General features: G+C 68.7%; 12 protein-coding genes and 1 tRNA gene. 10 read left to right on the top strand and 3 right to left on the bottom strand.

Going from position 1 to position 15,092, the window contains the following annotated elements; all coding sequences use genetic code 11:
• Window positions 1-64: 64 nt before the first annotated feature.
• From recF to VFR64_20990, 5 genes are all read left to right on the top strand, one after another.
• Window positions 65-1,108 (top strand): DNA replication and repair protein RecF, encoded by a 1,044-nt coding sequence (recF, locus tag VFR64_20970; GenBank protein ID HET9492209.1) that lies wholly within the window; start codon window positions 65-67, stop codon window positions 1,106-1,108.
• Entirely contained in the window at window positions 1,105-3,483 is a 2,379-nt protein-coding gene (gene gyrB, locus VFR64_20975) for a DNA topoisomerase (ATP-hydrolyzing) subunit B (protein HET9492210.1), read from the top strand. The genes recF and gyrB overlap by 4 nt, the downstream gene beginning before the upstream one ends.
• A 95-nt stretch (window positions 3,484-3,578) precedes the next feature.
• Window positions 3,579-6,014 (top strand): DNA gyrase subunit A, encoded by a 2,436-nt coding sequence (gene gyrA / locus VFR64_20980; GenBank protein ID HET9492211.1) that lies wholly within the window; start codon window positions 3,579-3,581, stop codon window positions 6,012-6,014.
• Between the two features lie 7 nt (window positions 6,015-6,021).
• The gene (gene serS / locus VFR64_20985; GenBank protein HET9492212.1) at window positions 6,022-7,317 is read left to right on the top strand and encodes a serine--tRNA ligase; all 1,296 of its coding nucleotides are present in this window, start codon (window positions 6,022-6,024) and stop codon (window positions 7,315-7,317) included.
• A gap of 182 nt (window positions 7,318-7,499) precedes the next feature.
• Window positions 7,500-7,913, top strand: a complete 414-nt coding sequence (locus VFR64_20990; protein HET9492213.1) for a hypothetical protein — start codon at window positions 7,500-7,502, stop codon at window positions 7,911-7,913.
• Between the two features lie 52 nt (window positions 7,914-7,965).
• Here the strand turns inward: VFR64_20990 and VFR64_20995 are convergent, their stop codons facing one another.
• Window positions 7,966-11,007, bottom strand: coding sequence for a GAF domain-containing protein (locus VFR64_20995; GenBank protein ID HET9492214.1), 3,042 nt, complete (start codon window positions 11,005-11,007; stop codon window positions 7,966-7,968).
• A 214-nt stretch (window positions 11,008-11,221) separates the two neighbouring features.
• On the opposite strand from VFR64_20995, the gene VFR64_21000 reads away from it, so the two are divergent.
• The 5 genes from VFR64_21000 to VFR64_21020 all read left to right on the top strand — a co-directional run bounded on the left by VFR64_21000 (window position 11,222) and on the right by VFR64_21020 (window position 13,322).
• Window positions 11,222-11,467: a hypothetical protein gene (locus tag VFR64_21000; GenBank protein HET9492215.1), complete on the top strand. Its 246-nt coding sequence runs from the start codon at window positions 11,222-11,224 to the stop codon at window positions 11,465-11,467.
• Between the two features lie 60 nt (window positions 11,468-11,527).
• A complete protein-coding gene (locus tag VFR64_21005; GenBank protein ID HET9492216.1) occupies window positions 11,528-11,752 on the top strand; it encodes a hypothetical protein in 225 nt (74 codons plus the stop codon).
• On the top strand, window positions 11,749-12,057 hold the full coding sequence (locus VFR64_21010) for a hypothetical protein (protein HET9492217.1): 309 nt from the start codon (window positions 11,749-11,751) through the stop codon (window positions 12,055-12,057). Before VFR64_21005 ends, VFR64_21010 begins: the two co-directional genes overlap by 4 nt.
• A gap of 126 nt (window positions 12,058-12,183) precedes the next feature.
• Window positions 12,184-13,104: an ABC transporter substrate-binding protein gene (locus VFR64_21015; GenBank protein HET9492218.1), complete on the top strand. Its 921-nt coding sequence runs from the start codon at window positions 12,184-12,186 to the stop codon at window positions 13,102-13,104.
• A gap of 129 nt (window positions 13,105-13,233) precedes the next feature.
• Window positions 13,234-13,322: transfer RNA gene (locus tag VFR64_21020), tRNA-Ser, on the top strand.
• Window positions 13,323-13,328: 6 nt separating this feature from the next.
• Here VFR64_21020 and VFR64_21025 read toward each other — a convergent pair.
• Entirely contained in the window at window positions 13,329-13,571 is a 243-nt protein-coding gene (locus VFR64_21025) for a hypothetical protein (protein ID HET9492219.1), read from the bottom strand.
• A 486-nt stretch (window positions 13,572-14,057) separates the two neighbouring features.
• A partial coding sequence (locus VFR64_21030) for a hypothetical protein (protein HET9492220.1) occupies window positions 14,058-15,092 on the bottom strand: 1,035 nt, incomplete at its 5' end.

The following is a 15,092-nucleotide window of genomic DNA, read 5'->3' on the forward strand; positions in this document are numbered from 1 at the left end:
CGATGCGTATTTAGCGAGGTTTTCCTCTGAGATCGAGGTGTCAGATAGGGTGCAAATTGGATGGTTGCAGATACTCGAGTTTCGTAATCATCGCACCCTCAGCTGGAGCCCCTCGCCGAAGCTGAACCTCCTCACGGGCGCCAACGCCCAGGGCAAGACGAGCCTTCTCGAAGCGCTCGGCTTCCTCGTCACCGGGCGGTCATTCCGCACGGGACGGCTGGCCGAGATACCCACCTGGGGTATCGAGCGAACGACCGTGGCGGGCGAGTTGCGCCGGGCCGATGGCGCGCACACGGTGCGGCGCGCGCTCGAGCGGCAGCCGAACGGGGCCTGGCAGACGACGGGTGATGGCTGCTCGTGGGCGCGTGCCGTCCCCTTCAGCTGGGCCGACCTCGAAATCCTCCACGGATCGCCGGCGGTGCGCCGCAACTTCCTGGATGGCTTCGCCGCCCGCCTCTACGCCAGCCACCGGGCGGCACTGACCCGCTATCGTCAGATCCTGGGACGGCGCAACGTACTCCTGCAGCGGGGGTCCCTGGCCGGCGTGGGCGCCCGGCTGGCGCCGTGGGACGAGCAGCTCGTCACGGTCGGCCTGGAGCTGATGGGCCGGCGGTGCCGCGCGGTGGCCGCGCTGCAGACCGAGATCGCCCGGATCTATCCGGCGCTGGCCGGTGGGCCGGCCAAGGTCGAGATTCGCTATCGAGCCTCACTGGGCGAGGCGACGGAGCCGGCGGCCTTCCTGGCCGCCCTGGAGCGCGGTCGAGCGGTGGAGGTGCGGCGCGGGCAGACGCTGGTCGGGCCGCATCGCGACGACCTCGCCATCGAGCTGGACGGCGTAGACGCCCGAGCCTTCGGTTCGCGCGGCCAGCAGCGGCTGCTGGCGCTGGCCTTGCGCCTGGCCGAGGTGCTTCCCATCACCGAGGCGACCGGGACGACCCCGGTGCTCCTCCTGGACGACGCGCTCTCCGAGCTGGACGCCGGCGTCCGGAACAACGTCTTGCGCGAGATCGAGCACAGCGACCAGGTATTCCTGACCTCGCCCGAACCGCTCACGGCCCTCGGCGGTGCCCGCTGGGTCGTGAGGGAAGGCGAGGTGGCCGCGGCATGACGGACGAAACCTACACGGCGAGCGACATCAAGATCCTGGAAGGGCTGGAGGCTGTCCGCAAGCGTCCGGCCATGTACATCGGCGACACGGGGCTCTACGGCCTGCACCACCTCGTGTACGAGGTCGTCGACAACTCCGTGGACGAGGCGCTGGCCGGCCATTGCGACAGTATCAAGGTCATCCTGCACTCCGACGGCTCCTGCTCGGTGGGGGACAACGGGCGAGGCATCCCGGTGGACATCCACAAGGAGACCGGCCGGCCGGCGGCCGAGGTCGTGCTGACCACGCTCCACGCGGGCGGCAAGTTCGAGCACTCCGCCTACAAGGTCTCCGGGGGCTTGCACGGGGTCGGCGTGTCCGTGGTCAACGCGCTCAGCGAGTGGCTCGACGTCGAGATCCGCCGCGCGGGCCGGGAGTGGACGCAGCGGTTCGAGAAGGGCGGCGTGCCGACGGGCCCCTTGACGGCCGGGGCGGCCACCAAGAAGACCGGCACGATCATCCGCTTCAAGCCCGACGCCACCATCTTCGAGGAGACGACGTTCTCCTTCGATACGCTCTCCAATCGCCTGCGCGAGATGGCGTTCCTCACCAAAGGGCTCAAGATCGTCATCGAGGACGAGCGCGACGGGCGTAGCCACACGTTCCTCTACAAGGGCGGCATCGTGGAGTTCGTCAAGCACCTCAACCAGAACAAGACGCCCATCCATCCCAAAGTGCTCTACTTCGAGGGCAGGAAGGGCGACGTCGAGATCGAGGTGGCACTGCAGTACAACGACGGCTACCAGGAGGCCGTGTTCTCGTTCGCCAACAACATCAACACCCGCGAAGGCGGCACGCACCTCACCGGGTTTCGGGCGGCACTGACCAGCCGGCTGGCCACCTATGCCGAGGCCAACGGCTACCTCAAGGGCTTCAAGGGGGGCATCACCGGCGACGACGTCCGCGAGGGCCTCACCGCGGTGGTCTCCGTGCGTCTGCCCGAGCCGCAGTTCGAGGGGCAGACGAAGGGCAAGCTCGGCAACACCGACGTCAAGGGGCTCGTGCAGCAGATCGTGAACGACAGGCTGAACGAGGCCTTCGAGGAAGACCCCACGACGGCGCGGAAGATCGTGGACAAGTGCGTGCGGGCGGCCCAGGCCCGCGAAGCCGCACGCAAGGCCCGGGAGCTGACCCGCAAGAAGGGCGTCGACGACGAGGGCCTCTCGGCCAAGCTCGCCGATTGTTCGGAGCGCGAGCCGCAGTACCGGGAACTGTTCATCGTGGAGGGCGACTCGGCCGGCGGCTCGGCCAAGCAGGGGCGGGATCGCCGGACGCAGGCCGTGCTGCCGTTGCGGGGAAAGATCATCAACGCCGAGAAGGCTCGCTACGACAAGGTGCTCTCCCACAACGAGATCCGGCTGCTCATCTCGGCGCTGGGCACCGGGATCGGCCCCGACGAGTTCGACGTGGCCAAGCTCCGCTATCACAAGGTCATCTTGATGACCGACGCCGACGTGGACGGGGCCCACATCCGGACGCTGCTGCTCACGTTCTTCTTCCGCCACATGGTCCCGGTGATCGAGGCCGGGTACCTCTACATCGCCCAGCCGCCCCTCTTCAAGGTCAAGAAGGGCAAGGTCGAGAAGTATCTGATGTCGGACCGGGAGTTCGAGGACTTCTTCCTGGCCGCCTGGGTGGAGGCCGCCAGCGTCAAGGTGCCGGGCAGCAAGCAGCCGCTGAGCGGCGAGCCGCTCCTGGAGCTGCTCCGCGCGGCCTCGGAGTTCCAGGCCCTGTTCGGGAAGCTCACCAGGCGGGGCGTGCCGGCCCCGATCCTCAAAGAGCTGCTCCGGGAGAAGTTCCGGGGCACCAAGCGGGGCATGGGCCATGCCGAGATCGGCGAGGCCTTCCGCCGGGCGGCCGCCGCCGTGAACGGCTTCACGATCGACGTCCAGCCCGGCGACAACGGCGACGCGCACACGGTGACGATCGCGGGGCCGCCGACGGTGTCGTTCAGCACCGAGCTCTTCCGGTCCGCCGACTACGCGACGCTCCTCGAGCTGTGGGAGAAGGTGGGGGCGATCGACAAAGGGCCCGCCATCCTGCTCGAGGGCGACAAGGAGCGGCCGGTCACGGGCGTGGCCGAATTCTTGCGACTGGCCCTCGAGCTGAGCCGGGCCGGCGCGAGCTTCCAGCGCTACAAGGGGCTCGGGGAGATGAATCCCGAGCAGCTCTGGGAGACCACGATGAACCCCGAGACCCGCACGCTGCTCCGTGTGACGATGGAGGATGCGGTCGGGGCCGACGAGATGTTCACCGTCCTCATGGGGGATGCCGTCGAGCCCCGACGCGACTTCATCGAGAAACACGCCCTCGACGTCGCCAACCTCGACATCTGAGCATGACAGCGAGGAGAGCGGGCGTACGGAGCCCCGGCCGCCGAGAGCAGCCCACCCTCGGTCCAAGCCGGGCTCGCGGCCCCCGCTACAAATAAATGCCCAACGAGCGACAGGTCCCCGTCCCCATCGAAGAGGAGATGCGGAAGTCCTATCTGGATTACGCGATGTCCGTCATCGTGGGGCGGGCGCTGCCGGACATCCGCGACGGCCTCAAGCCCGTCCACCGCCGCGTCCTCTTCGCGATGGAGGAGCTGGGGCTGGCCTGGAACCGGCCGTACAAGAAGGCCGCCCGCGTGGTCGGCGAGGTGCTCGGCAAGTACCACCCTCACGGCGACGCCCCCGTGTACGAGGCGCTCGTGCGCATGGTCCAGGAGTTCTCCCTGCGCTACCCCCTGGTCGATGGCCAGGGCAACTTCGGCTCCGTCGACGGCGACCCCCCGGCGGCCATGCGCTACACGGAAGCCCGCCTGGCCAAGATCGCGCACGAGATGCTCGCCGACATCGACAAGGAGACGGTGGACTTCGTCCCCAACTTCGACGAGTCGCTCCAGGAGCCGCTGGTCCTGCCCACGCGGGTGCCCAATCTCCTCATCAACGGATCGGCCGGGATCGCGGTGGGCATGGCCACCAACATTCCGCCCCACAACCTCTCCGAGGTCATCGACGCCCTGGTTCTCCTCATCGAGAACCCGAACGCCCCGCTCGAGCAGGTGATGAAGATCATCACGGGCCCGGACTTCCCGACGCGCGGCTACATCTACGGCACGAACGGGATCCGGGAGGCCTACACCACCGGACGGGGCACGATCACCCTGCGGGCCAAGGCCCACGCCGAGAAGCTGCGGGGCGGCCGCGAGGCCATCATCATCACCGAGCTGCCGTACCAGGTGAACAAGGCCAGCCTCATCGAGAAGATCTCCGAGCTGAGTCGCGACAAGAAGATCGACGGCCTGTCGGAGATCCGCGACGAGTCGAACCGGGAGGGGATCCGGGTCGTGCTGGAGCTGTCACGCGGGGAAATCCCCCAGATCGCGCTGAACCAGCTCTACAAGCACACCCAGATGCAGACGAGCTTCGGCATCATCATGCTGGCCCTCGTCGATCGCCGGCCCCAGGTCGTGAACCTCAAGGAGATGCTGGAGGCCTTCGTCCGCTTCCGGCGCGAGATCGTCACCCGGCGCACCCGGTTCGACCTGGCCCGGGCCGAGGAGAAGGCCCACGTGCTGGCCGGCCTGCGCAAGGCGGTCGAGCACCTGGACATGGTGATCCGGCTGATCCGCCAGGCCGAGAGCCCGGAGGCCGCCAAAGAGGCGTTGATGACCCGCCTCGAGCTGAGCGAGATCCAGGCCAAGGCCATCCTGGACATGCGGCTGCAGCGCTTGACCCAGCTCGAGCGCCACAAGGTGGTCGAGGAGCACGCGCAGACGCTGGCCCTCATCGAGGAGCTCAAGGGCATCCTGGCCTCCGACGCCAAGCTGATGGCGATCATCAAGCAGGAGCTGCTGGCTCTCAAGGAGGAGTACGGGGACGAGCGGCGCACGGAGATCCTGACCGAGACCACCGAGCTCACCATCGAGGACCTGCTGGCCGACGAGGAGATGGTCGTCACCATCACGCGCTCGGGGTACATCAAGCGCACGCACGTCGAGTCCTACCGGAGCCAGCGGCGGGGCGGCAAGGGCGTGACCGGGATGGAGACGAAGGAAGAGGACATCGTGGCAGACCTCTTCGTGGCCTCCACCCATGCCTTCCTGCTCTTCTTCACCAACCTGGGCAAGGTCCACTGGCTCAAGGTCCACGAGATCCCCGAGGGCGGCCGTCAGGCCAAGGGCAAGGCCATGGTGAACCTGCTCTCGCTGGGCGAAGGCGAGCGGGTGGCCACTTGCGTGCCGGTGCGCGACTTCGCGGCCGGGGGTCACATCCTGTTCGTCACCAAGCAGGGCAAGGTGAAGAAGACCGAGCTGGAGGCCTACTCGCACCCGCGGGCCGGAGGCATCCAGGCCATCGGCCTCGAGGACGGCGACGAGGTGATCGCGGCCCGCCGCACCGACGGGCAGCGCGAGGTGATGGTGGCCACCAAGCTGGGCATGACCATCAGGTTCGCCGAAGACGAGGTGCGGCCCATGGGGCGCGGCGCCTCCGGCGTGCGCGGCGTCGAGCTCGAGGAGGGCGACGAGGTCATCACGACCGACGTGGTGCAGGAGGGCGTCACCATCCTCACCGTCACCGAGCGTGGCTTCGGCAAGCGCACCCCGCTGGAGGAGTATCGACTGCAGGGCCGCGCCGGCAAGGGGATCATCGACATCAAGACGGGCGGCCGCAACGGCAACGTCGTCGGCATGTTGCAGGTCCGTGACGAGGACGATCTGCTCGTCGTCACCACCAAGGGCAAGATCATCCGTATGCACGCCGCCGACATCTCCTCCCAGGGGCGCAACACGTGGGGCGTGCGGATCATCGACCTGGAGCCGGACGACCGGGTCGGCTCGATCGCCCGCGTGGAGGCCGAGCAGACCTCCGAAGCCCAGTAGTAGCCGGATGCTCGACGTCCGCCTCGTCCGCGAGCAGCCCGAGGCCGTCGAGCGAGGACTGGCGGCGCGGGGTGAATCACCTGCCGTCGTGAAGGACCTGCTCGCGCTCGACGCCGATCGGCGGCGGCTGGTCCGCGAGGCCGAGGAGCTCAAGGCCGAGCGCAATCGCGTCTCCGAGGCCATCGGCCAGGCCCGGCGGCGGGGTGAGGATGCCCGGGCCGAACAGGCCCGGATGCGCGAGGCGGGCGAGCGCATCAAGGCCCTGGACGCCGAGGTGGCGGCCCGCGAGAGCGCCATCGAGCGTCTGCTGCTGCAACTGCCCAACCTGCCGCAGCCCTCCGTGCCGCCGGGCCTCACCGAGGACCAGAACGTCGAGGTCCGCCGCTGGGGCACCCCGCGCTCGTTCGGGTTCGCGCCGCGCCCGCACGAGGAGATCGGCGAGCGCCTGGGGCTGCTCGATTTCGCGCGGGCGGCCCGGCTCGCCAAATCGCGGTTCACGGTGCTGTGGGCCGGGGGGGCCCGGCTGGAGCGAGCCCTGACGCAGTTCATGCTCGATCTGCAGACGCGCGAGCACGGCTACACCGAGGTGTGGACGCCGCACCTGGTGAACAGCGAGACGATGCTGGGCACCGGCCAGCTACCGAAGTTCGAGGACCAGCTCTTCAAGACCCAGGAGCCGGACGAGAACCGCACGCTCTATCTCATTCCCACGGCCGAGGTCCCGCTGACGGCGCTGCACCGCGGCGAGATCCTGCCCGAGGCGACCCTGCCCCGGCGATACGTGGCCTTCACCCCCTGCTACCGCCGGGAGGCCGGCACGTACGGCAAGGACATGAAGGGCATGATCCGGCAGCATCAGTTCGACAAGGTCGAGCTGGTGAAGATCACCACGCCGGCTCAGTCCGCCGAGGAGCTGGAGTCCATGGTGCGACACGCCGAGACGGTGCTGCAGCGGCTGGAGCTGCCCTATCGGGTGGTCGAGCACTGCGCCGGCGACATGGGGTTTGCCGCGGCCAAGAGCTACGACCTGGAGGTGTGGCTCCCCGGGCAGGGGCGGTATCGCGAGATTTCCTCGTGCTCCAACTGCGAGGCGTTCCAGGCGCGCCGCCTGGAGCTTCGCTATCGGCCCGCCGGCGGGGGCCGGGTGGAGTTCTGCCACACGCTGAATGGCTCGGGGCTGGCCGTGGGCCGCACCCTGATCGCCGTGCTGGAGAATTGCCAGGACGCCGACGGGAGCGTGAGCATCCCGCCCGTCCTGCGGCCGTACATGGGTGGGCTCGACCGCCTGACCGCCTCGACGTAAACGTCCGGCCAGGGTGAGACGTCCGCTTTAGGCGCGACTGCCGAAACGTCACCGCACGTGTCACCGTCAGCGGATGCCCGCGAATAACCCCGCGACAACTGGGGCCCAGGATGTGGCATCGGCCGTGCAGTCGCGTCGACTCGCGCCGGCTCGCGGAAGTCGGGCGGCGCGGGAGGTCGGCCATGAGGAAGGCGTCGCTGCTCATCCTGCTCCTGGCCGTGCCGCTCGGGATCGTCCCGGCGGCGCCGGCGCGGGCCACGAACGTCAACATCGGCATCAACGTCAACGTTCCGCCGCCGCCGGTCCTGGTGGCGACGCCGCGCCTGGTCGTCATCCCGGGCAGCCCGGTCCGGTACGCCCCCGGCGTGGAATTCAACCTTTTCGTGCACCGCGGGCGCTATTACAGCTTCCACAACGGCGTGTGGTTTCATTCGCCGAGGCGGGGCGGCCCCTGGGTCATGATCCAGATGGACAAGGTGCCCCATGTGGTGCGGACCGTCCCGGCAAGCTACTACCGAGTCCGGCCCGGGCACGCCAAGAAGCTCCATCGGGCCGGCCCGCCGCTGCGGCCGCCGGGCCGAGAGCGGCACAGGTAACGCCCGCCCGCCGAATCGAGGGGCTGGCAGGTCATCGCCAGCCCCGAAAGGTTCACTGGCCATTAAATGCCTGAGTCACGACCCGGCGGATCGCCTCGCGGTCGAAGGGCTTGGCCAGGCAGGTAGTCTTGGTGGACTCCAGGAACTCGCGCGTTTCCGGCCCGAGCAGGTCGCCCGTCATGAAGACGAAGCGTGGTCGGCGATCGGGGGAATGCGCCGCGACCTCGCGATAGAGCCGCGGGCCGTCGACGTCCGGCATCCGGATGTCGGTGATGATTAGATCGTAACGGCGGGTCGCCATGAGCTCGAGGGCGCTGACCCCGCTGAGCGCGGCGTCGGCGCGATGGCCATCCGATCGCAGCATCTCGGCCACCAGGTGGGCGACCGCGGCCTCGTCATCGACGACGAGAACCGCTTTGCCCTCGGTGGCGGGGACCTCTGCCGCGGCCGGGTCGAGCGGCTCGGCCGGCGTCGTCGCCACCGGCAGCTCCACCGTGAACACGGCGCCGCGGCCCGGCCGCCCGTCCACACGCATCGTTCCTCCATGGCTCTCGACGATGCCCAGGCAGAGCGAGAGCCCGAGCCCGGTCCCGTGCCCCATCGGCTTGGTCGTGAAGAAGGGCTCGAAGATGCGGGCCTGGACCTCGGCGGGGATCCCCGGGCCGGTGTCGGCGACCTGGAGCACGACCAGCGAACGGCTGCGGTCGTGGCGCGTCGTGATGGCCAGGCGCCGGACCGGAGCTTCGCGCATGGCCTGGTGGGCGTTCGTCAAGAGGTTCACCATCACCTGCTGGAGCTGGTGGCCATCGGCCCAGAGCTCCGGCAAGTCGGCGGCCAGATCGACATCGGCCTGGACGTTATCCAGGCGGAACGGGTAGGCCAGCAGCTCCAGGGCCTCCGTCACGACACGGTTCAGGACCACCGGCCGCCGCTCGGGAGGATGCTTGCGGGCCAACGCCAGGAAGTTGCGCACGATGCGGCCGCAGCGGCTCGAGGCCTGCTCGATCTGCACGGCCGACGGCTCGTGCGGGGTGCCCGTCAGCGTGGATTTCAGCATCCCGGCGTAGCCGCTGATGACGGTGAGCGGATTGTTCAGCTCGTGAGCGACGCCGGCCAGGAGCTGACCCATCGTCGCCAGCTTCTCGCTCTGGCGGAGGGCATCCTCGGTGCGCCGCCGTTCTGCCGCGAGCCGGTGCCTCTCGAGGATCAGCGAAGCGTGATCGGCGAAGGCCGCCAGCAAGGAGATCTCGTCGGCCGTGAAGCGGCGGCGCTGCTGCGTGTAGACGTTGAGCGCGCCGATGGCGCGGCCCGACGTCCGCAAGGGAACCCCGAGGAAGCCGTGGATGCCTTGCTCTTGCGCGCCCTGCCGGTGCTCGCGGTCGTAGCGCTGGTCCTCGGTGAGGTCCTCGACGGCCACCGGCGCGCCGGTGGCCACGACCACGCCGCTGAGGCTCTCGCCCGGCTTCAGGCGCGGGCGGGACACGAAGGTGAGCGAGTGCGTGCTGGCCTTGAGGACGAGCTCGTCGCCTTCGAGCAGCCGCAGGGACCCGGCCTCCACGCGCAGGAGCCGGGCCGCCTCGTTCACGATCACGGTCAGTGTTTCGTCGGGGTCGCTCACCGCGGCCAGCCGGCCGGCCAGGTTGTACAGCACCTCCAGGCGGTGCCGCTCACGCTCGGCCCGGTCGTACAGCCGGGCGTTGTCCAGGGAGGTGGCCGCCTGGTTGGCGAGGACGGAGAGCACCTTCAGCTCATCGGCGTCGAAGGCCTCGCCGGACAGCTTCTCTCCGACGAGGAGGATGGCCCGGACCCGGCCCTCGACCCGGACCGCGACGACGACGGCCGCGTTGACCCGGTCCAGCTCGTCCACCGCCGGCCCGAAGAACCGGGCGATGCGCGGGTTGAGCGTGGCTTCGTCCAGCACGAGCAGGCCATCCGCCTGCTCCAGCCACCCGACCAGCGGGCTCCCGGCCGGCAGCGCGGGCAGGCCCGCCTGCTCGCCGGTGATGCTCTGCTCCCGTTGCAAGACGAAGGCGTCGGCGGCCCCGTCGCGGATCAGGATCGCACAGTGCGTGAGGGGGACGCCGCGGACGAGTCCCTCCAGCAGTGTGTCGACCAGCGCCGAGAAGCTCATGATGGCGCTCATCCGCTTGCTGAGCGCCACCAGGGTCTCGTAGCACCCGCGGGAACGGCTGAACATCAGGCGCTCGATCCGGTCCTCTAACGGCCGTCCCAGCGGCGACAGGAGCAAGGTGAAGATGAAGCCCAGGGGAGCCACGATCCAGATCGCCGTGCCCGCCTTCAGGGCAAGCGCGTCCTCGACGATCCAGGTGAGGGCGGCGAGGGCCGCGGTCGCCGCCGCCGCCACGGTGCCGTAGACACCGGCTTTCTTGACCGCGACACTGACGTCGAACATCCGGTAGCGGATGATCGCGAACCCGAACAGGATGGCCGACACCATGTTGGCGGGGATGCCGACCGGATAGAGCGCCTCGAGCTCGGGAATCCGGCGCGCGAGCACGAAGCGCGCGATGTCCACGAAACCGCCCGCGATCGTGGCCAGCGTGCCCAGAGCGATCAGGGTGGCGCGATTGCGGCGGAAGCTGGACTCGACCCGGCGCCGGGCGCGATGCAGCTGGATCAGGCCGGCGACGAGGACGACGTAGAAGTACCCCAGGAACACGTAGTAGAGGGGCCCGGGCGCCGGCGCCCAGCCCCATGACGTCATCTGGATGCCGGCGATGAAGTAACGACCGGCGAGGAGATTGGCCGCCGCGAACAGGGCGGCCAGCGAATAGGTGGCGATGAGCGCCGAGCGTTGCTGGGCCCGGCGCTCGAGGAAGATCAGCATGAAGTGCCAGTAGAACGCGGGCAGGGCGATCACCCCGACGTGAATGATGACCTCCCAGAGGTACGCCGTGTCCGCGTCGCTCACCCGCCGGAGCATGAACACGCCGAGATTCCAGAGGGCCATGGCCGACACGAGGGCGGCGAAGATGCGATTCAGACTGTGCCCGGGGTTGCGGAGCAGCGAGATGGTCACCAGGCAGGCATTCAGCACGAACGCCGCGAGAGGCAGGAGGTGATGGAGGGTCATCGCTACGCCGTGTCACGATTATGGTGGGCGCCGCTGACGGCGGCCAACTTCCCCGGCGAGTGAAGCGATTGCATCAGCCGACACGCCGCGCCCCTCCTGGTGTATGGTTAGCCCTGAGTCGCTCACGCCGGCAGGTCGTCGGGGCCTCTTATAGGTGCTTGGGCGTTCCGCGAATTCGACCCCGGCTTGCGGGAAGGGGGAACGAGCGAGAGGGATGGATCCGAAGCGGTCGTCCGCCCTGGTCAGGTCCGTTCTCGACGAGGCGATGGAGACCGTCGCCGCCCGCGGGGCGGAGCACGTCGACGACGTCGTCAAGGAGAGCTTGACCCGGATCCTGAGGGAGACGCAGGGAATGCGAACGGTCGAGCGCCTGGCCGTGTTCGCGGCGGCCTTCGAGGTGACGTTGCGACAGTATCTCCTGTGGCAGGAAAGCAAGAGCCCGCGGCAGCGCCGGAACTAACGAGCCGGGCGCCTAAACGCCGCCGCTCCGCGGTGTGGGTCAACGAGGAGGGCTTCGCCAATGCGACTCACGATCATCGCGGCTATCGTGGCGCTGATCATCGGCTTCAGCGCCGGCTACCTGATGTGGGGGGAACGCAGCCAGCAGGCGGCCGCTGACCTGGATGCGCTGAAGATGCGCCAGGCCCAGCAGGCCGACGAGCTGCGCAAGGTGAAAGAGGAGCTGACCACCGAGCGCGAGCAGCGGCAGAGCCTGGAAGCCGTAATCAGCCAGGGACGGAAGTGAAGGGGGGACTGAGCGGGCACGCGGAGATCCTGGCCTATCTGAAGGAGACGTTTCCCCCGTGGGAAGTTGTGCCGGCCCGCCGGTACGCGGGCACCGCGGCCCCGGTGTTCGCCATCGTGCAGAACTACGTCGAGCGCCAGCTCGAAGTGGACCGGACGCTCCTGGACGAGCCCGACACGCTGGTGAAGCTGCTCAGAACGCGGCGCGTGGCCGAGACCATGCGCGATGAGCCGGGCCGGCGCCTGGTGGTGCGCCGGGCCGGCGACGGAGGTCTCCTGGTCGACGTCGACGCCCTGAGAAAATAGCCTCGGGTCTCTTGAAGTCGCCCGGCTCATCGCCTACCTTGCTCGAATCTCGATTCCGGGGCCGGGAAGATACCGATGAAGGTGAGCCGGGCCACGTTTGTCGTCGGCGCTCTGGGCGCGCTTCTCGTGCCGCTCGCCGCCCAAGGCCAGAAGCAGGCGGTGATCGGTTACCTCTCGGGGAGTAGCGGTCTTGGGCCACGGGAACGGGCGTTTCGCCAGGGGCTACACGAGCTGGGACACGACGACGGCAAGACGATCCGCATTGAGTGGCGCTTCGCGTGGGGACGTGACGAGCCGCTCGCCATACTGGCGGCGGAGTTGGTCCGTTTGAAGGCAGACATCATCGTGACAGACGGGACGGCGGGCACCCGGGCCGCGAAGAGCGCGACCGCGGCCATTCCCATTGTCATGGCCTCCGACGCCGATCCGGTCGGAACCGGGCACATCGTAAGCCTGGCCCGACCGGGCGGAAACATCACCGGCCTGACATCGATTCCTACCGGTCTCAGCGGAAAGCGGCTGGAGGTCTTGAAGGAAGCGATCCCGGGGCTCACCCGAATCGCGGTCGTGTGGAATCCGGAGCCGCCCCACTCGCGGAGGGCGTTCCAGGAGACGCAAGTCGCCGCGCGGGGGCTGGGCGTGCGGCTTCACTCCCTCGAGGTGCGCGGGACCGGCGATTATGAGGGCGCGTTCCAGGCGGCGGCGAGAGGCCGGGCTGGCGCCGTCACCGTGGTGTCGGACGCCGCGATGTTCACGCATCGCGCCCAGATCGTGACACTCGCCGCCAGACAACGGCTCCCGACGATGCACACGCACAGCCTGTGGGTGCAGGCTGGCGGCCTCATGTCCTACGGCACCCACTTTCCGGACCTGCACCGGCGCGCGGCGCTGTATGTCGACAAGATTCTCAAAGGCGCCAGGCCGGGCGATCTGCCGGTCGAGCAGCCGACGAAGTTCGAACTCGTCATCAACCTCAACACGGCCAAGACCCTTGGTCTGACGATCCCGCCCGCGCTCCTGCTGAGAGCCGATCAGATCATCGAGTAGCGCGGCACGCGGACGTACGTACCGCTGCCTCCCCGACACCGTCGACCAGCGCGGGGCGAAGCAAGGCGGGTGATGATGCCGGCGTCCCATCGTCCCTGGTGTATCGTAAGTAGCGGTCGCAACTGACCCGGAGGGCTAGCCTCAACTGGTAAGGCAGTGGACTTGAAATCCACCGACCCGCAAGGGTCATGGGGGTTCGAATCCCTCGCCCTCCGCCAACCAGATCAAGCATTTGACGCTCCCGCCGCGCTTCGCCTCGCGCCCGCCACCGTAACCTGCTTTGCCCGTACTTTGCCCGAACGGCTCGCCTGCTCCCGCGCTCCAGCAATCGCCACCACTTTGGCCGGCCCTCCAGCCTCGCTCGCGTGCAGCGCGGCGAGTTTCGCCACGCCGGCGCTGAGGTCCGCCTCGCTGACGATCGCGTAGCGCCGGTAGGGCGACTCGGTCTTGTGGCCGGTAAGTTTCATGGCCACGGAGCGTGACATGCCCGCTCGCTCGAGGTTGCGCACGGCCGTCCGTTCGGAAGTCATGGGGGATGCGGCCGGCGACCCCGGCGGCCTCCGTGGCGTTCTCCCAGGTCCCGCGGAGGTCCTTGATCGGCTTGCCTGACCGATGGAACACCCAGGGGATGATGCGGCGCTGGGCGCGCTCGACGCCTTCCGTGCGCTCGCGCTGACGCCGGAGCAGTGTCTCGAGCGCCGGCAGCGCGGCGAAGGGGAAGGTCCGGCGTCGTCGTTCTTGGTTGTGCCGGGCTCCAGGCGGACGGCCCGGGCCTTGAAGTCGACCTGGGCCCATTGGAGCGGGAGGACCTCGCCGATCCGCCAGCCCGTGAGGTACATGAACTCGGCGACTGGCTGGATGTCCTCCGGCAGCCACGTCGCTGTTATATCTCGCTGTTCTCAGCGAGTCCTCACGGAGCTGCTGGCCGGCCGCTGCCGGCCGATCGAGTTCGATTACCACCGGGCCAGGATCGTCACCAGTTCGTCCGGCACCTCCAGGTCCACGAGACGCGAGCGCTCCATGGAGCGCATGAAGGCCAGGATCTGATCGTGCGAGACGTTGTCGCCCAACCGTCGCTCGCGCAGCTCGTCGATGGGTACCGGGGCTTCCAGCGATTCCAGGATCCGCGCCTCCGCGTCCGCCAGAAGCCTGGGGACCAGGTACCTCTTGAAGGCGACCCACACTCTGGGTCCGTCCCGGTGGAGCCCGTCGACCGCGCGCCCCAGGCGTAGGCGGAGATTCCGCTCCAGCCGCGCCCGCGCCTCATGGGGCACCTCCAGCAGGTCATCGTCGACCACGAGAGCGCCCAAAGGCAAGCGCAGCGACAACTGAACCAACTCGCGGAGCGTGGTAGGCATCTCCGTTCCGTAGCCGTGATCGACGACGAGCGTGGTCGCGTCGCGGAGGAGACTAGGCGGGGCTGCGAGTTGGATCAGGTGGAACAGGATCGCGCGCAGTCGCCGGAAGCGGGGAGCATCGAGCTGAGCCCGCGCGGGCGCCCGGCTGCTCAGGACGCTCCAGCCCGACCCGAGCACGGCGTAATCGAGCGCTCCCGACTCGATGTCCCCTCCCAGCTGGTCGGCCTGTAGGAAGACCGGTGCGTCGGAGGATCGCCCGCCTGCTTCGATCGCCGTGACGGCGGGGGCCAAACCAGCCCCGCCCGCCGCAGCGGCCAGGGCCGACTCCATGGCGGATGACACTTCCTCGGGGTCGCCCGAGGCAACCTTTCGCCCGACGATGGCCGTGGCCACCCGGCTGCCGAGCGCCTCTGGGGCACTGCTGGAGACCCAGTGCAGGGCGGCGCGCATCCAGCCGCCGAAGGCTTCGGCGGGCCGACCGCGGGCCTCCTCGAGCCGCGCGAAGCACACATTGGTGTACACGCGGTCCCCCTCGGTCCTGGTCCCTTGCGTGGTCGCGAACGCTCGCCGATAGTAGTGTTCGGCTGTCTCATAGGCGCCCTGTCGGCGGCAGATGCGCGCGATGTTGAT

This window comes from Candidatus Methylomirabilota bacterium, from assembly GCA_035709005.1.
Classification (GTDB): Bacteria; Methylomirabilota; Methylomirabilia; order Rokubacteriales; family CSP1-6; genus 40CM-4-69-5.